The following is an 18728-nucleotide window of genomic DNA, read 5'->3' as shown; positions in this document are numbered from 1 at the left end:
GAAAAGCGGAGGAGGAAAGCTTTGAAGAATTCATTGATGGGTCTAGCAGGGATGAAGATACGGGCAGGTGATGGCCTGCAAGAACTGGGACACCCGGAAATGCTGAGTACTCCTGTATTTTATTTCGCACAGCCTGGAGATCAGATAAGGCTTTTGGATTCAAAATTTAAGTTTAATGTCGCAACCTATGAGCCGGAGATCGAAGATCGCTGGATATACACCTATGATTATGCCCCCGAAGAGAGCTGGACGATTTATCGACAGGATCTAAACGGGGATACTTACAGACAAGATGATTACATTTTTTCAGAGTGTGTTTACTTTCGGATATGCTTGCGGAAAATGGACGGAACAGAATTCAAAAACGATGAGGATATCAATCAAATCCTTTCGTTCGAGAGAGAGCAGCCTTATCTGTATGAAATGAAGCCTTGGTTGAAGAAAGAAGTGGATCGTGTTTCTGAGCGCGTTATGAATCTTCATGAAGAGGGCGAGCTTTCCTTATTACTCTTGACGGATTCGCACTATACAGTGAATGGAACATGGGATGATACGTCTGCAGCTATCCAAAAGCTTCATCAAAAGTTGAATGTTGATGGAATTATTCACTTGGGTGACTTTACAGACGGTATGACCACACGTGAGGTGAGTCGTTATTATGTTGAAAAGATTCTCAGCGATCTAAGGAAGTGTGATGTTCCTGTATGGGCGACACTGGGGAATCATGACACGAACTATTTTAAAAATAACCCAGAGCCCTTTTCTTTGAAAGAGCAGTGCGAACTGTATCTGGGCAGAGATGAACCGCGATATGCTGTTGATTTTGCACACCAACGACTACGTTTTATTTTTCTCGATTCTTTTGATCCGAACGAAGCTCTTCGTTATGGGTACAGTGCGCCATGTATTCAGTGGGTTAAGGAACAATTGGTGAGCATACCAGAGGAATGGCAAGTTATCATCTTTTCTCATGTTGCACCTATGGGGCGTTTACAATACTGGGCAAAAGAAATGCGTGGCGAAGAAGAATTGATGGAGATACTCCATGAACATTCCAGTAAGATTATGGCTTTCATCAACGGTCACAATCATGGTGATTTAATAGATAACACAGAAGGTTTCCCAATTTTATCGATATTGAATTCAAAGTGTGAAGCTTTTACAGAATATAAGTCGCCAGGTTTTGTCACCCCTCATCGGAAATTAGAAGATTCTTCACAAGAAGCATTCGACCTTATGGTTGTCAATACAAGGAAACGGCAGATCCGTTTCGTGAGATTCGGTGCAGGTAACGATAAGATCATCTTAGATGGAAAGGCAGAGTGGCTTTAATGAAAATATGGGGTCATCGTGGGGCCTATTCTTCTGCACCGGAAAATACGCTGGAGGGTTTTAAATTGGCAGCTCAAATGGGGGCCGATGGGGTAGAACTTGATGTTCAGCTCACCAAAGATGGAGAAGTCGTTGTTATTCACGACGAAACCGTGGACCGAACCAGCAATGGTCAAGGATGGGTAAAGGACTTTACATTATCCGAGATCAAGAAGCTTAATTTTAATAAAAGGGGTCTGACTGAACCAATGTTTATGGAAGTTCCTACATTGGCAGAAGTGTTAGAATTGTTGAAGTCAACAGGATTAACCATAAATATTGAGTTAAAAACAGGAATTATTTACTATGACGGAATTGAATCTATCGCATTAAAAGTCGTTGAACAATATGGAATGTCTGACCGGATTGTGTGGTCATCATTCAACCATTACTCTATTCAGAAAATCAAACGATTGGAGTCATCTTCACGAACCGCATTGTTATGTGGTGGAGGAATTTTAGTCACAGGTGAGCAATGCGAAAAGGTTGGAGCAGAAGCAATACATCCAAGTGTGCATATGTTACGTTACCCTTCTCTGGTGGAAGATTGCAACAAGAGGGGGATACTTATCCGTCCGTGGACAGTAACGAATGATGAGGAGCTGAAGCTCGCAGAAAGTTTTGGGGTAGATTCAGTAATGGTTAATCAAATTGACTGGGCAAAGGATGTTTTGGCCTATGGAAAATGAGATGAAACTTAATCCTATGAAAAAAGGCCCACTTACTCCAGAGGATTTAAGAGCCGTTCAACGTATACAGATAGAAATGTTAGTAGAAGTAGATAGAATATGCCGTATGCACGATATTAATTATGCTATGATTGGCGGCACGATGCTTGGTGCTATCCGCCATAAAGGATATATCCCCTGGGACGATGACGCAGATATTGGTCTGCTTCGAGAAGAATATGAAAAGTTTCGTCAAGTGTGTGAAACGGATTTAGATCATAGCCGGTTTTATTTTCAAGATATGCGGGCAACTCCTGGTTATCGCTGGGGATATGGAAAGATTAGAAGGAAAGATACCTACTTCCTCAGGGAAGGACAGGCCCACATGCCTTATGAATCCGGGATTTTTATTGATATTTTCCCCTTCGACAACGTGCCTGACGGGAAAATTGCCGAGAAGTTTCACAACTTTCACTGCACCGTTATACGGAAAATCTTATGGTCGGAAGTAGGTAAAAAAACAGACCGTAACCCAGTCTTAAGAGGTGTGTACTCTCTGCTAAGCAGAATTCCACTTCAAGTAGTCTCCAATCATCTACAGCATTTTACGGATAGAGGGAATCGAAAAAAAAGCAAGCGTGTACGGACAATTACGTTTCCCGCTCCTGATAAATATAGCGAAGGCATGAAAGAATGGTTCGAGCAAACTGCTGAGTATCCATTCGAAAGCTTTAAACTCTTGGGGCATCGTAATTCTGATGCATATTTAAGACATAAATTTGGTGATTACATGGAGCTTCCTCCTGAGAGTAAACGAAAGTCGCATCCAGTTTCATCTTATAAGCTTCTTTAAAAAATGTAATATTTATCGTTTTGGCCACTCTATTATTAAATTAATTAAAAGGTAGTGTTTTCTATGTTAAGCAGCAAATTAAGAGAATACTATGAAAACTCTCCATGGAAAGATTCCGTTTTCAGTTGGTATCCTTTTGAAGAAGGAATTACCTATGAAATGGTCATGGATCCAACGGATTTATCAGTGGAAGCTTTGGCAGCTTATAAACAAAAATTGGGTGCGGATGGTCGTCTCCTCCTGGTATATGAGAATCCTTTTGCATTACGGTATTGGGCAGGTAAACGGTCGGCAGATACAGGAATGCCCTACGATACGTTATTTGGGCGAGGAGATCATCCGCTCCCGAGTAAGGCAGAGCTACAAACTCGTTTGAAGCTGGCTGGTTTTGAAGGCCAAAAGTGGTATTATCCATTAACTGACCACTATTTTACACGGGAAGTATACTCAGAAAATTACCTTCCAGATGAATTTTTGAATCAACGATTCGTTCCGTATGTAGGACAAGATATATCTTTACAATTTGATGAGCGTCCACTCTATCGAGAGGTCATTCGAGGTGGAGCATTTGAATTTATGTGTGGAGCATATTTTGTTGAGGCTCGGGTGCACAAGGAGGCCCCTCCTTGTACAGTGGATTATGCCGCAGTCACAATTTACCGTGAACCTGCTAAACGTTTTGCTACAACGGTTCGTGATGACGGTACAGTGTATAAGACGGCTCTTCACCCTAAGGGCAAAGCAAGTTTACAGAGAACCTTGCTTAACCACGAAGAACTGCTGAGTCTGGGTGTAAATGCAATCCAGATGAAGTTAGTCAATGGTACATTGGTCATGCCACGTTTGAACTTGCCTACACTATGGGATTATTGGGCCAAAAAACTCTCAGACGGAGTTTTTGATGTGGAAGAGATGATCTCACAGTTTGATCGTATTCAAGAAGCGATCATGAAGGCTGCAAAGAATGGAAAGTGCTATTGGGAGCTAGTTCCGGCAAATTGTTTTTATGACGAACGCAATGATGAGCTGCTTTTTATTGATCAGGAATACTTTTGGGAAGATGTTGTACCTGAGGTAGCCTTGACAAGGGCAGTTTTGTCACTCAACTATTCTCCGGCGTTTAGTGCAGATCCACGCAGGGATACCTGGCTTGAAATTTTGAAAACACGTTACGGAATTACAGAACGGTTTGATTGGTTATCAGAACAGGCTGAGTTACAGACATATACAGAAGTATTTGGTGACGGGACACTTCAACTTGACCGTGAGACGGAGCAGACCGAGAAGAGTATTGTGAAACAATCTCAAATCATCCACCGATATTACAGATTCCTACCTGTTATAGCCAAATTAGAGAGTATGGGGATGGAACGTCCAGCAATCTATGGGCTTGGTGCCCGGGGGATCGTTTTAAAAAAACTCTTGGATGATAGCGGATTAGCCGTGCAAACGATTTTAGATCAAAGTCTCTGTAATGTTGAAAGTCTTGAGAATAATCAAAGTCTCGGCAAAAGTGATGTTTTAATTGTAAGCCTTTATGAAGGTGAGACAGTAAAAAGTGAACTGGAACAAAAATTAACTATACCTATATTCACGCTGGGAGAATTAATTGGTGAACAAACTAAATGACTTACAAGTTATCGAACTGGATATCCTTAAAGAGTTTGCACGAGTTGCCAAACGTGAGGGTTTAACTTGGTTTTCTATGTTTGGCACACTACTTGGTGCGGTACGCCATGATGGATTTATTCCATGGGATGACGATGTTGATATTGCACTGCCGCGTAGAGAATATGAACGTTTAAGACTTTCCCAGCACTGGTTTAGTGAACCTTATTTTCTACAAACACCACAAAACGATCCAGCAGCTGCTTCTCACTTCATAAGGCTGCGGCGAAGTGATACAGCTGTCCTTGTAAACTTTCCTAATGGATACACACGTGGTGGCCATATGGGAGCCTATATCGACATCCTTCCACTTGATGATATGCCAAATGGTAGGGTTGCCAGAGATGTTCAGGATACTGTTCTTCAGATGCAAAAGCAAATGTATGCTTCGGCTGCACTTGATGAATGTGAGGGTGCTGAAATCTCTGAAGGAAAAGAATATTTTTGTTATGGTTCCGGAGGCATTTCAGGTCAATATGATGTTCTTGCAGAGCGTTATGAGCGTTTTTGCTCCAAATATTCTAACCAGCTATACTACGCACTGCCTGTTCTCGGTGGAGAATATGGTAGAAGAGTTTATGATAAAAAGTGGTTTTCTGAGAGTGTAGAAATGGATTTTGAGGACTTGAAAATTCCTGTACCTGTAGGTTACAAGGAAACCTTGATTACATCTTATCCTGGAGGATTATATGAGCCGGATTTGAAAGATCGCACCTCTAAAATGGGGAAGTCTACTGTTATAGATCTAGGACGTCCGTACAAAGATTATGTTCGTCGTTATACTGACATGTTGAATGGTATCGAAGATAAGAAGGTTTTTATTTTTGGCGCGGGCGATAGTCTTCGAATTTGGATGGAACGTTACAGTGAAGATCTGAATGTTGTTTGTGCATTTGACAATAGGAAGGATGCATGGGGGAGTTACGCATACGGTGTACCAATACATTCTCCAATCGAACTTCCTGGATTACTCGATGAGAATTCACGGCTTATTATCGCGAGTGTCTATCACCAAGAAATAGCCCAACAACTTGAGGAAATGCGGATACAGGAATACTTTGTTTTCATTGATGGCTTAAAATATAGTTCTTGCTAGTAGAGTTTAGCATTAATGTATGAACATTAGAATTGGAGGATTAAAAGTTGCTAGCATCAGAGACTAATAAACACTGGGACGTTGGGTATATCTCCGGCTCCTTTGATATGTTCCATATCGGGCATCTAAACTTAATCCGCCAAGCGAAGAGAAGGTGTAACAAGCTAATTGTCGGTGTGCTTACAGATGAGTTGGTATCCAGAAGTAAAAATAAATGGCCGACTATACCACTTCATGATCGAATGGAAATCATTGCAGCGCTTAAATATGTGGACGAGGTTGACGTTACAACTGAATTACTGCTTCATAAGCGTAATGCATTAGAAAAGTATGGATTCGATGCGATGTTTAGCGGTGATGATCATATCTCTGATGGTTGGGCTTTTGATGAAGAGGAACTTAGAACGTTAGGTGTTGATCTAGTTTTCTTTCCTTACACTAAAAAAGTATCTAGCAGCCACTTGCAGGAGATTACGCTCCCACCCAGAGCGGATCATGCTGGTAAAGCGAAAAAGATTGGTGATGGAATCCAATTTCTATTCCCCTATGATAAGGTAAATAAAAATGAGCGAATTATCATCTACGGTATTGGCAAAGTTGGTGAACAATATTACCGCCAATTGTCTGAACTGAACTTCTGCGAAATTGTTGCTTTTGCAGATACTTATGCCAAGCCTGGGGATTGTTTTGAGGGACAACGTTGTTTGACAGCTGAGGAGGTATGTTCTATGGAACAACAATATGATCGCATTGTGATCGCTTCTACAACTTATCATTCACAGATTGTATCACGTTTACGTTCATTAGGAATTGAGCCGGGGAGAATTGTATGAAAAAAGTGATAACGTACGGAACTTTTGATCTATTTCATGAAGGTCACCGCAGGTTACTTGAGCGTGCCAAAGCTCTTGGTGACTATCTCATCGTTGGTGTGACGACTGAACAATATGATATCCAGCGTGGGAAAATGAATGTTGTTGATTCTTTAATGCGTCGTATAGACAATGTGAGAAGTTGTGGTTATGCCGATGAAATCATTGTCGAGGATCATGAAAGTCAGAAGATTGGGGACGTTCAAAAGTTCAACATTGATACTTTTGTTGTCGGCTCAGATTGGCGTGGCACATTCGATTATTTAAATGAATATTGTGAAGTCATATATCTCGAAAGAACGAAGGATGTTTCTAGCACAGAACTTCGTATCGAAAGACATAGAAATATCCGACTCGGCATTGTGGGTAGCGGCCGTATCGCAGAGAGAACAATGTCTGAAGTGAAGTTTGTAAGTGGTATTACTGCTACATCTGTATTTAATCCTCGTTTAAGTAGTGCGAAAGTTTTTGCGCAGCGATTTGATCTGGCTACAGCATTTGATCATTATGAGAACTTTCTAAATGAAGTGGATGGGGTTTATATTGCTTCACCACACGAAACTCATTATGAATATACACGTCAGGCTTTGCTGGCAGGCAAGCATGTTCTTTGTGAAAAACCAATGGTGTTGAGGGAAAATGAAGCTCGTGAGTTGTATGATCTGGCACAACGGACAGGCCTTGTTCTGATGGAAGCGATCAAGACTGCATATGCTCCCAGCTTTTTGAATCTCTTGGCTATCGCTAAAAGTGGACGAATCGGGAAAATTTATGACGTTGAAGCAACATTTACAAAGCTTGTACCGAATGATCCTGGGGCTAGGGAGTATATTCCCACCGTGGGGGGGAGCTTTACGGAACTGGCCAGCTACAATCTTTTGCCGATTTTAAAGTTGTTGGGAACCAAATTTAATGATCTGCGGTTTGATTGTTTTAAAGGTCATAATGGTGTAGATATTTATACAAAAGCGTATTTCCGCTTTGATGATGCGATTGCTACAGTGAAGACAGGTATAGGTGTTAAAAGTGAGGGGCAGTTATTAGTTTCTGGTACGAAAGGCTACATTCAAGTGAAATCACCTTGGTGGCTAACAAAAACATTTGAGGTTTGTTATGAGAACTATGAGCATAATGAAAGTTTCTCTGCACCGTTTCCCGGGTTTGGGATGCGTTTTGAACTTGCTGACTTTGTTCGTAATATAAGTGAAATGTCGAGACGTAACTATAAACTCACTGCTGAGGAGTCCATAACGATGGCGAGCATTATGGAAAAGTTTTTGCATGTGACGAGGTAAGAAACCTGATTAATCTTAGTGTTGAATCAAAAAAAATATTTAAAGGAGTCAATAACATATGCAGAGTAAAGTAAGTATGATTATGCCTTGTTACAATAAAGTGAAGTATATAGGAGAAATGTTCGATTCAATTCTAGCGCAGGAATGGGATAATATTGAGCTTATCCTGGTAAACGATGGGTCAACGGATGGTACACGTGATGTAATTGCTGAGTATGAGCTCAAGTTCCGAGAGCGAGGATTCGAGGTTGTTATAGAGGATCAGAAAAATGCTGGAGTATGTGCTGCTGCGAAAGCAGGGCTAAGTCTGGCAACAGGCGATTATGTCTGCATGGTTGATAGTGACGATGAGCTTGATCCAAAATACGTTTCTTTGATGGCGGGTTGGCTTGATGAAAATGCTGACTATGATTACTGTATTTGTGGTGGTGTCCACTACACCGGGAGCGGTATAGACAAAAAGTTTGAACCCTTAAATCTAAACAAAATAAATGATGAGGAATCCTACTACACTGAGCGATATCTTCTCACAGATGTTCGTCCAACTGTATGGATATATTTATTGAGAATGGAATATTTAAGAAAATGTAATATAATCGAAAATTACTTCGTGAACACGAAGGGTTCGCATGAACCAGGTTATGTAATACCTCTCACCATAAATAATGGAAAATATAAATATTTCCCTTTACCTCTTTATCATTTTAACGCAGCTGATTTAGGACACTCGCGTTATGATACTTTTGAACCGCAGAAACAGTTCTATGATGATTATTATGAATTGTGCAAAATTGCAATAGATCGTTTACCAGATGATATAGCTGACTATGAAAGAAAAGAAAAATTATTGAATACAGCTTTGATTTCAAGAGATATAAACATACATCGTTGCGCCAAAAATCTAGCAAATGGTAATCAGTACTTGAATCAATCTTTAGAGAGCTTTATTAAAAGTGTAAATGACAGTGGGCTTATACCCTATAAATTAACAACAAAAATTATTGAAGACTTCGGCTTCCAAGTGGTAAGTCGTTTTGTTAGTAATTATTTAATTAATTACGTTTCTGAAAGAACGGATGTTCTATCTTCTATTCGAAACAATCAAGGCCGATTAGTAGGATACGGGGCTGGAAGAGTTGCAAAGCGTATATTACCAGATTTCATGAGTTATGATTTAATCCCGGATGAGATATGGGATATAAAAGCAGGTCTGGGTGAACTGTTCTATGAGGTCCCTTTAAAACAACCGGATTTTGATTCGCTCACGGAACAAGATACGATTATTATGTTGATGTACAGTAATAAAGAAGTTGAAAGTAGATTAGATCAAACAAACGTAAAGGTAGTTTATTTTCAAGATGTTCTCGATGAGTTAGTTCTCGAACGCTTTTCAGAGCAATTAGTTAAACAGAATTGAAAATTATCAGAGGGGCGGACAAAATGCATTCAAGGGTAAGTATGATTGTTCCATGTTACAATAAAGTCAAATATATCTCTGATATGCTAGATTCGGTTATTAAACAGGAATGGGATAATATAGAAGTTGTTTTGGTTAATGATGGGAGTTCCGATGGGACTAGAGAAATAATGAGTAATTATACGGAAAAGCTAGAATCTCGCGGTTATACGGTTGTCATTCTGGATCAGGAAAATCAAGGAGTAGCATCAGCAATTAAAAATGGTTTAGAACATATTTCTGGTGAATTCGTCTGTTTTCCAGATTGTGACGATATATTACACACGGAGTATGTCTCAGCCATGGTCAGCGCACTCAAATCTTTCCCGAATACGAATTGTGTAGTTTGTGATGTTGTGGGAAATGGGCGAGTATCATGGTCTCCTTCGAAAAATGAACGATCAGAAGTTACGTTACTCCAAAATGATCAACATATATTATTAAAAAAATTTATCTTAGCTTCATTCTTTCAATCAGCTTGTGTAATGATGATGCGTACATCACTTCTTAGCAAGTTAGGGATTGCTCAAAATTTTATAACTAATGTAAAAACGACTCAAGAACAGCAGATCTGGCTACCAATCTTAACTTCAGAGACGACTATTGTTCATGTTAACAGGAAACTATACACCTATGTTGAGCGTGAAATGTCAATTGAAACCTCGGTAAAGGACATACAAGCCATTTATCAATATGCGGAAGATCGATATGAATTAAGTCGGGATATTTTAACGAATTATGTTAGTTCAGCAGAAAATCTAAACTTATTCTTAAAATTATCTAGTATAGTTAAATACCATATGATTTTGGCTCGAATAAATAAATACGGATTAGATGAACACAAACCTAAAAATATTGAAGAGTATATCGAGCTTGTGAATAGCGGAGGGCTCATACCATTTAAGTTAACCACACAAATCGTAGATGAGTTCGGTTTCGGTATGGTATCCTCCGCAGTTAACTATTATTTGACCGAATATACACCTGAGAAAAGAAAAGAAGTGTTGTTTAATCGAGGAAAGCAGAATCGTCTGATAGCATATGGCGCTGGTAGAATAGCAGAGAGATTATTACCAATATTTATTAAGTTGAACTTAGTTCCAGATGAAGTATGGGATACAAAGGCATGTCCAGGTGATCATTTCCATGAGATACCTCTAATGAAACCTACTTTTGAGTCACTCACCAAAAAAGATACAATTATCCTATTTATTTATGATAAAAAAGAGGTTGAACAAACTCTGCATAAAACGGACGCAAACGTATTTTATTATCAAGATCTACTGATTGAAAGTTTTTTGGAAGCTCAATTAAATGTAAATTAACTATCGCTTTATTTCCACACGTATATTAATAACGATCTTACTATTTTGAGTTGTTTTTCGAGAAGGGAGTAGACTCATGCAGCCCAAAGTAAGTATGGTCATTTCATGCTATAACAAGGTGAAGTATATCTCTGACATGCTTGATTCCGTCGTGAACCAGAAGTGGGATAACATTGAGGTTATCCTAATTAATGATGGCAGTTCTGATGGAACTAGAGATGTGATTAGTCGATATGCGGAAAAATTAACATCCCGAGGTTATCAAGTTATAATTGTTGATCAAGAGAATCAGGGAGTGGCAGCGGCAGTTAGGAATGGTTTAAAACTGGTGACGGGTGAGTTTGTCTGTATGCCTGATTGTGACGATTTATTACATGAGGAATACGTCTCATCAATGGTTAATGCATTGGATCAATTCCCTGATGTAAACTGCGTGGTTTGTGATGAGGTAAGGAACCGATGGGATGCCGGATTTGCTCCCAATATAAACAATTCAGAGATGACTCTTGTATCAAATCATGATCAAAATTTATTAACCAAATATTTGATGAAGAAACTTACAACTTCTGTAGCAGTAATTCTGTTTAGAGCATCATTAATTACCAAATTACGGTTGATAGATCACTTTATAATTCAATTGAGCAACACTCAAGAAGAGCAATTATGGCTTCCAATTTTGGCTTCTGAGAGTTCCATCATATACTTACGGAAAACATTATATACTTATATTGTACGTAAGGACTCAATCATAACATCACAGACAGATATGAAAACAATTTATCAATATGCCGAAACTAGATGTCAATTGTCACAAAATATGTTGAGATCTTGTATAGACTCATCCGAAAAAATCGATTTTTATAGTAAGATTATTTCCTTAAATAAATATGAGTTAATATTAAGACGAATAAGACGTAATCTCCATTTGAAGAGTTATGAAAAATACAATATTGACCAATATGTAAAGGCAGTAAATGATAGCGATCTATTACCTTCTAAATTAAACGAGAAGTTTGTTGAAAAGGTTGGATTTTCTGTGGCTTTCTATGCGGTCAGCAATTATCTGATGAGTTACTCTCCTGGAAAGAAAGATACACTCACAGTCATTCATAAAGCAAAAGGTCGCTTGATCGCATATGGTGCGGGTTTTGTGGCTAAAAGTACACTAGAGGATTTTATCAAATGTAGTATTATTCCTAATGAGGTATGGGATATAAAAGCAAAACAAGACGACCATCTATTTGGTATACGCCTTGTGAAACCTGATTTTGACTCGCTCACGAAGGATGATACAGCTATTATATTCATGTATGGAAATAAAGATGTAGAATTCAAGCTGCGTGAAACCGAATGCAACGTATTTTATTTTCAAGATGTGATAAATGATTTAAGTGCTAAATATTTTCCAGAACTAATTGTGAGTAGTGATGAATAATAATAAAAATCACTTGAAACTATCAAATCAAGAAAGTGTGATTATATGAAATTCATCATTTTTGGTGCGGGATTACTTGGGAAATCCTATTATACACTGTTAAAAGATAAATACGATATTAATTGCTTTGCCGACAGCAATTCCAAAAAGCATGGAACAAAACTTTTTGATTTACCTATTATCCAACCTGGTGAAATTATCGAAAAAGGTCTGAATGTAATAATAGCCAGTAATTCTCATCTTGAAATTGCACAGCAGCTTTACGCGATGGGGATCAAGGAGTTTTATATTCCAAATAAGTACGGAACTGCTGATCTGACACGAGTAGATTTGAGTGAATATGGGACGATAAGGGAGAAGCCTAACAAAATCTGTGTTATCGGTCATTACAATGCAGGGGCTGTTTCGAATGCACTAAGTAGTAATCCATATGATGATATTGAAGTAGTGCTTGTAAAAGATTCGAAGAGAGACAAGGAATATTATTACCATTATCTTTCAAGTAGCCTTATCATCACACATAGCGGTGAACGGTGTGGTAATAAAAAATCAATAGAGTTATGGCATGGGTTCACAATAAAAACCATTTTTTACATGAATAAAGAAGAAAATGATAGAAACTTGTCTGATAGCAGGAATGAAATTTTTCAAGAAAAGTCTGCGATTTGTTCCATGTCCCATTTATATAGTATTTTCGTGGGATACTGTTTGAAGCTCGATTTTGAAAAGTTCGTTATTACGGGTTATCCACGCAATGATATGATTTTTAAATCAGATGGAAAAAGAACATTAGAAAAGTTAATGGGACCTATAAAACAACGTAAAATTCTATTTTATGCTCCCACACATAGAGATTCATTTTTAACCAGTAATGGTAATAATGCAGCTCTAATTAGTGATATGGACGGATATAACGAGAAGACATTTAATGATTTCTTAAGTAAAAATGATATCCTTTTTCTATATAAAAAGCATACTGTTCAGCTTACTCGGCCTATGTTTGATGATTCAGATCATATCAAAGAAATTACAGACGAAATGCTGCATATGAACGACATGGATCTCTACGAAATCCTAAATGGTGTGGATGGTCTGATCTCAGATTATTCATCAATTATAATAGATTTTCTGCTCACAGATAAACCTATCATCCTGACTCCGTTAGACCTTGAGGATTATAGTCAAACAAGAGGCTTAATGATGGAGCCTTACGATGCCTGGATGCCTGGAGAGATAGCCTTAGAGTACAGTCAGTTTGAGCAGGCAGTGATTGATTCGTTGTATGGTGAAGATAAGTTTAAGAAAGACAGAGAGCGTCTGAAGCGCATAACGCATAAGTATGCTGACGGTAATTCATCACAACGAGTACTTGCTCTTGCACGTGAGTTGTTAGAGCTTGAGGACACAAATGTACGGGGGAACTATTAAAAAATGAAAAAAATAAAAGTGCTACAGTTGCCAATTGCGAAAACCAGAGCTGGAATCACTCATTATTCAATGAGAAACTGGGATTACATTGATAAAACCAGATTTCAATTTGATTTTGTAACTTTTAGCAAATCCATTGATTTTGAAGATGAACTGACGAAAGATGGCTGTAAGGTGCACTACGTATCTTGTTATGCAGAAGAGAATCGAGAGCAATTTATAACAGAGTTAAGAGATATTTTATCTGAGGGTTATGATGCGATACATTTGCACACAGGACATTGGAAAAATTTTCTGGTAGAAGAGATTGCAATTGAAATGAGAATCCCCATTATTATTGTGCATGCACATAACAATATGGTTGGTATCGATGATCCAGAACTCAGACAGCAGGCTATTGATCTACATGAGCAACAGAAAAAAATGTTTATGCCCTATCATGCTACTCATTTCCTGGCCTGTGCGAAGTCAGCTGCCGATTGGCTCTACGGCCCACAAATCCCCAAAGAGAACATTCGTATACTTAAAAATGCAATTAATATAGATAAATTTTCATATAATCCAGGAGTCAGGGAAGAATATAGAGAAAGACTCGGCTTAAAGGATTCTTTTGTAATTGGACACGTTGGAAGATTTGCTTATCAGAAAAATCATGAAATGTTAATTGAGATTTTCGCAAAAGTCAGCAAAGAAATATCTAACGCGAAGTTAATGTTAATTGGAGAAGGAGAAGGGCTTGAGTCTATACAAAGTACTGTGTCCGCTCTTGGACTGCAAGACAGAGTTCTATTTCTTGGACGTCAATCAGATATCGAGGTTCCTAAACTGATGCAGGCCATGGATACTTTCTGTTTGCCATCAAGGTTTGGTGGTCTGGATCTTGTATTAGTAGAAGCACAAACTTCAGGACTGAAGTGTCTAGTGAGTGATATTATGCCGGAAGAAGCGAAAATCACAGATCATATTCAATATTTACCATTGGATGTTGAAATTTGGAATGACGCTATCATTGAATTATCTGAAGGTTATAATCGGGTGGATTGTAAAGACATTGTAGCCAATGCAGGCTACTCACTCACAAATCAAATTCATGAGCTTGAAAAAATCTATTCTGGTCAAGTTTGAATTTAGAGAATAGTGAGAAGTGTGTGTGCTTTGTCGATTGAAACTACACAGAATGATAATATGACTCGAGGAGAATTGCCTTGTCAAAATATAGATGTATAATTTGGGGAACTGGGATCGATTATGATACACATATCAATTTAATTAAATATCAGGAGTTAATTGGAGATATTGAAATTGTTGGTGTTACTTCAAATCAAGCAATTTATCAAAAGGTGGATCAAATTCCTTTCATATCGAAACAAGATTTAAGAAACATTGAGTTTGATCTACTTATTGTAGCTAGTCGGAAGTTTTTTTTAGAGATTCAGAAGGAAGCTGTATCACTTGGGATGGATCATGAGAATGTTGTAAACATTAAAATTTTCTCGTTACCTAATTTCAATATCGATAAATATATGCATATACAAAAATCTAAAATCAGCATTTTTTCGAACAATTGTTGGGGGGGGCTTAACCTATAATCGATTAGGGATGGAGAGTCATTCACCCTTTATAAATATGTTCCAGAGTGAGACAGATTATTTGAAAATATTAAGTGATCCCCAAAGATATCTAAATTACGAATTGGAGTTAGACAAATTTGTGTATTCAGATCTTTTGAAGGCAGAATACCCCGTATGTTATTTAAACGATGTGCGTTTACAATTTAATCACGATACGTCACTTGAAGATGCTATTGAAAAATGGAATAGGCGTAGGAAAAAAATTAACTGGGATAATTTATTTATTATGATGCATACAGAGAATGCGAATATCGCAGATCAATTTGTGGAGTTACCTTACAAAAATAAGGTTTGTTTTGTTCCTTTTGAAACATCTAAGGAATCTTTATTAACCATCCATTATAAAAACATGGATGAACTAAAAGAAGTTCCTTTCTGGAAAGTTGTAAATGGTTTAGCGACAGGGAATTATAAATTTTACGATCCTTTAGAATTATTGTTAGGAAATAAAAATGAGAAAAGAATTTGAGAGTATCTCTTCTAGACTAAAGAGAAAATTCTGTTCACAAGGCTGTCGAGAAAGTGTCGGCAGCCTTCTTCATGCGGTTCTCCACAAATTTGCTACCAGATGGAATTGAAATCAAGAACTATTCATGGGTAAGTGTAGCCATTGTGTATTGGTGTGTTATATTGAGGGAGCAACCATTCATTCATTACCATTACATAACAGGTGGGATGTAAGATGTTCTTTTTTGTTACATTACTCGTGTGTTTCATTGTATTCATGTTGCTGACGTCGTTCTTCAACAGGAAACATAAAGTGCTGATCTCGTTCGCCAGTGCTCTTGCGGTGAGCATGCTACTTCAGGTGTTGGAGCAATTTTATCTGAGCAGTATTTTGGTGGCAGCGTTTCTGGTGTATTTTATTATTGGAAATATCAGCACGTTCAAAAGTAACCAGTTGAAGCTGAGCTTGGCGATATTATTCAGTACATCAATTGTAACGCTCGTACTTTCTTTTACATATTTTAATCAAAAGACAGCTCCACCAGATGCCGAGATTCTTAGAGTCATGTTTATCTATTATCCGTTGCTTGTTATATTCACCGCGTGTTATGCCTATATGCTTCTTAACCTGTTTAATTTTAAAATATTGCAGGCGACCAATCCGCTCCTGTATATCTTGAATAAAGTTCGTGCCTGGCGGCGGATGATGCATATGTTCTGGAGTATTTCACGCAAAGGTTTGGCTCATTTGATTCAGCAAGATCATGCCAAACTGCCATATGTTATTGCTGAGGTACTGGATAACATGGGTGGTGTATTTGTGAAATTTGCCCAAGTGTTATCGACCAAAAAGGATATGTTACCTGCAAACTACATCCAAGCTTTCTCCAGTTTACATGATCAGGTGAAACCGCTAAGCCCACAGGAACTGAAAGCGATTATCGACACCAAAATCGGCAATATGGATGAAACATATGAATCCTTTGGCATGGAGCCCATCGCAGCGGCTTCGATTGGACAAGTTCATCTGGCGAAGCTGAAATTGGCGGGGGAGAAGGTTGTTGTCAAAATTTTAAGACCTGATGTGAAGCAGAAAATGACGGTCGATTTGGATATTTTAATCCAGTTTGTATCATGGCTATCCGAGCGCTCTGTCAAAATCAAAAGACTTGGATTAATTCAGCTTGCTGAAGGGTTCAAACAGAATTTGATCGAGGAAACGGATTTTGATATCGAAGCCTTGAATACGAATCTGATTCGCAAAGCATTCGAAGAACACAACATTCGTATCCGTGTCCCCGAAATCTATTCGGAGTATTCGACAAAACAGATTTTAACTATGGAATATATCGAAGGAACCAGCTTCACGAAAGCGGTGACAAGCGATGTTTCGGAGAGGGTGATGCACGCATTTTTGGATCAGATTCTAGTGATAGGTATCTTTCATGCAGACCCGCACCCCGGAAATCTGATGCTGACCGTTGATGGAGAGGTTGCGCTGATCGACTTTGGTTCAGTGGGCTACTTAACAGATGAAGAACGAGGTGGGATGTTAAGCTTCCTGATGGGATACAGCAGTCGAGATACGAAAGAGATGGCGGATGGTTTGACACGAGTGTGTGAGGATGGGCATTTGCTGGATGAAAAGTTGATTGAACAGCGTCTGAGCCGACTTTTGTCCGAAGCGTCTTTCTCACCAGACCCGACAAGTGTCATGATGAAACGAATGATGTCCATGATCACGGAGATGGGGATGTCATTAAAACCTACGATTGCCGGAGCATTCAGAGCCATCATTACGTTGGATGGCACGCTCTCATCTGTAGATGATACGTACTCTTTATCCGCAACCAGTCAATCTTTCGCAACTCATATGGATAAAGGACAAGTAGTCAAAGAGCGTTTAACAAAGGTCAAAGAGCAGATTACGGACTACATTCCGAAGTTATTGGAACTGCCTATTCTGAAGGACAATAAAATTATGATTGCCCGTGAGGAAAATCATTCACTGCATGATTTTATGGGCACTCTGACAGTGGGGATATTCACGGTAATCTGTATGGTCGTCATGCTTGCTAGCTTTGTGGTGCAGGGGGAAGCGATGCGATTTTTACTTGCTCCGTTATCTATATCTGGTTTTGGCGTAGGCATGATCATATTGATCATGGCTGTAATTAAACAGTTGAAACCGAAGGTGTAGGAGGATGGAGGATGAGACAGAATGGAGGCTATAGCATGTCCGTATCGATAGATAAGGCAAGGGATTTTGTATATGCTAACGGTGTGCTCTGGGAGCAAGCGTTATTTAGTTATCTTTTTGATGCCGGCTCGGTTGAACGACTGTATCAGTGCCTGCTTTGTTACAAAAATGCGGACGGCGGGTGGGGGCATGGTTTGGAACATGATATTAAATGTCCGGACTCGCATCCTCTTGCGCTGGAGTTTCTGCTGACCATGGGACGGGATATGAACCTGCCGCTGACAGAAGTATTGACGGGTACAGTGGATTGGGTTGAACGCAATCGATATGAAGATGGCTCTTTGAAGAATCCTGATTCCTTACATAAGTATCCCCATGCTTCATGGTGGAGTGGTGGCGGGCAGTCCACACCCGATTCAATTACAGGTAATTTGATTAAACAGGGGATTTGCTCCGCTTCCCTAGCTGCATTGACATCGAAATGGGCGAAGTCTAACCTCACGCTAGAGCACATTCAGGCCAATGATTGGTTGTTTATGGCGTACCACGCCCATGACTACTATCTCAATCTGGAAGATACGCCTGAGAATAGACCTTTTATAGAAGTAACAATCGACAATATTCTGAAATGTGCTCAAAGCGCAACGGAGAAAAATCAGTTCACTCTTTTCCAATTTGCTAATTCACCTGACACCAGAGTTGCTCAAGTCATGCCCAAGGATTTACTGAATAAGTTGTTAAATGATCTAGAAAACTCACAACGGGAAGATGGTGGCTGGAGTGATGAGCATGACTTGAAGCATTGGCAGGCGTATAATACGATTTTTACGTTATCGGTGCTGCGCAATTACGGAAGGTTGTAGTTCGCTTTAATCAGACCTCAAGCTTTTGAATTGGGGTCTTTTTGCTTTATTTTTTTCATCGGAAAAGCAGTTAGGCCGTAACTCTATGGAAAATGAAGACGTCATATTATAGAGGAATAA

The 18728-nt window shown here is 38.9% G+C and carries 16 protein-coding genes and 1 pseudogene; all 17 read left to right on the top strand.

The genetic code is table 11. From position 1 onward, the window contains the following. Positions 1-21: 21 nt before the first annotated feature. The 17 genes and pseudogenes from BLQ13_RS19660 to BLQ13_RS19585 all read left to right on the top strand — a co-directional run bounded on the left by BLQ13_RS19660 (position 22) and on the right by BLQ13_RS19585 (position 18608). A complete protein-coding gene (locus BLQ13_RS19660; protein WP_167375791.1) occupies positions 22-1332 on the top strand; it encodes a metallophosphoesterase family protein in 1311 nt (436 codons plus the stop codon). Then, positions 1332-2060 carry a glycerophosphodiester phosphodiesterase gene (locus tag BLQ13_RS19655; protein ID WP_244159392.1) on the top strand — a complete coding sequence of 243 codons (729 nt, stop codon included), beginning with the start codon at positions 1332-1334 and terminating at the stop codon, positions 2058-2060. The genes BLQ13_RS19660 and BLQ13_RS19655 overlap by 1 nt, the downstream gene beginning before the upstream one ends. After that, positions 2050-2892 (top strand): LicD family protein, encoded by an 843-nt coding sequence (locus BLQ13_RS19650; protein WP_208606810.1) that lies wholly within the window; start codon positions 2050-2052, stop codon positions 2890-2892. Before BLQ13_RS19655 ends, BLQ13_RS19650 begins: the two co-directional genes overlap by 11 nt. Before the next feature lie 63 nt (positions 2893-2955). After that, a complete protein-coding gene (locus tag BLQ13_RS19645; RefSeq protein WP_090923257.1) occupies positions 2956-4521 on the top strand; it encodes a hypothetical protein in 1566 nt (521 codons plus the stop codon). Beyond that, positions 4505-5656 (top strand): LicD family protein, encoded by a 1152-nt coding sequence (locus tag BLQ13_RS19640; protein WP_090923251.1) that lies wholly within the window; start codon positions 4505-4507, stop codon positions 5654-5656. Before BLQ13_RS19645 ends, BLQ13_RS19640 begins: the two co-directional genes overlap by 17 nt. A gap of 47 nt (positions 5657-5703) precedes the next feature. Beyond that, positions 5704-6489 (top strand): adenylyltransferase/cytidyltransferase family protein, encoded by a 786-nt coding sequence (locus tag BLQ13_RS19635; protein WP_244159387.1) that lies wholly within the window; start codon positions 5704-5706, stop codon positions 6487-6489. Continuing rightward, positions 6486-6857: pseudogene (locus tag BLQ13_RS29200) on the top strand (adenylyltransferase/cytidyltransferase family protein); the annotation flags it as partial. The gene BLQ13_RS19635 and the pseudogene BLQ13_RS29200, both read left to right, overlap by 4 nt. Continuing rightward, a complete protein-coding gene (locus tag BLQ13_RS19630) occupies positions 6858-7823 on the top strand; it encodes a Gfo/Idh/MocA family protein (RefSeq protein ID WP_420848951.1) in 966 nt (321 codons plus the stop codon). It begins immediately after the preceding pseudogene. A 58-nt stretch (positions 7824-7881) separates the two neighbouring features. After that, positions 7882-9240 carry a glycosyltransferase family 2 protein gene (locus BLQ13_RS19625; RefSeq protein WP_090923247.1) on the top strand — a complete coding sequence of 453 codons (1359 nt, stop codon included), beginning with the start codon at positions 7882-7884 and terminating at the stop codon, positions 9238-9240. 23 nt (positions 9241-9263) lie between these two features. After that, complete coding sequence (locus BLQ13_RS19620) at positions 9264-10604, top strand: glycosyltransferase family 2 protein (protein WP_090923246.1); 1341 nt, start codon at positions 9264-9266, stop codon at positions 10602-10604. 76 nt (positions 10605-10680) lie between these two features. Continuing rightward, positions 10681-12039 carry a glycosyltransferase family 2 protein gene (locus tag BLQ13_RS19615; RefSeq protein WP_090923244.1) on the top strand — a complete coding sequence of 453 codons (1359 nt, stop codon included), beginning with the start codon at positions 10681-10683 and terminating at the stop codon, positions 12037-12039. Positions 12040-12084: 45 nt separating this feature from the next. Then, positions 12085-13467 carry a CDP-glycerol glycerophosphotransferase family protein gene (locus BLQ13_RS19610; RefSeq protein WP_090923242.1) on the top strand — a complete coding sequence of 461 codons (1383 nt, stop codon included), beginning with the start codon at positions 12085-12087 and terminating at the stop codon, positions 13465-13467. Positions 13468-13470: 3 nt separating this feature from the next. Continuing rightward, positions 13471-14592, top strand: coding sequence for a glycosyltransferase (locus tag BLQ13_RS19605; RefSeq protein ID WP_090923240.1), 1122 nt, complete (start codon positions 13471-13473; stop codon positions 14590-14592). A gap of 80 nt (positions 14593-14672) precedes the next feature. Beyond that, positions 14673-15056, top strand: coding sequence for a hypothetical protein (locus BLQ13_RS19600; protein WP_090923238.1), 384 nt, complete (start codon positions 14673-14675; stop codon positions 15054-15056). Further along, positions 14971-15567, top strand: a complete 597-nt coding sequence (locus BLQ13_RS19595; RefSeq protein WP_476739424.1) for a DUF1919 domain-containing protein — start codon at positions 14971-14973, stop codon at positions 15565-15567. Before BLQ13_RS19600 ends, BLQ13_RS19595 begins: the two co-directional genes overlap by 86 nt. A gap of 213 nt (positions 15568-15780) precedes the next feature. Then, positions 15781-17745 carry an ABC1 kinase family protein gene (locus tag BLQ13_RS19590; RefSeq protein WP_090923234.1) on the top strand — a complete coding sequence of 655 codons (1965 nt, stop codon included), beginning with the start codon at positions 15781-15783 and terminating at the stop codon, positions 17743-17745. 11 nt (positions 17746-17756) lie between these two features. Further along, complete coding sequence (locus BLQ13_RS19585) at positions 17757-18608, top strand: hypothetical protein (protein ID WP_090923232.1); 852 nt, start codon at positions 17757-17759, stop codon at positions 18606-18608. The last annotated feature ends 120 nt before the right edge of the window (positions 18609-18728 follow it).

The organism is Paenibacillus polysaccharolyticus (assembly GCF_900102085.1).
GTDB lineage: Bacteria > Bacillota > Bacilli > Paenibacillales > Paenibacillaceae > Paenibacillus > Paenibacillus polysaccharolyticus.
The sequence above is the reverse complement of the archived record's forward strand: the minus strand, read 5'-3'. Positions and strand labels throughout refer to the sequence as shown.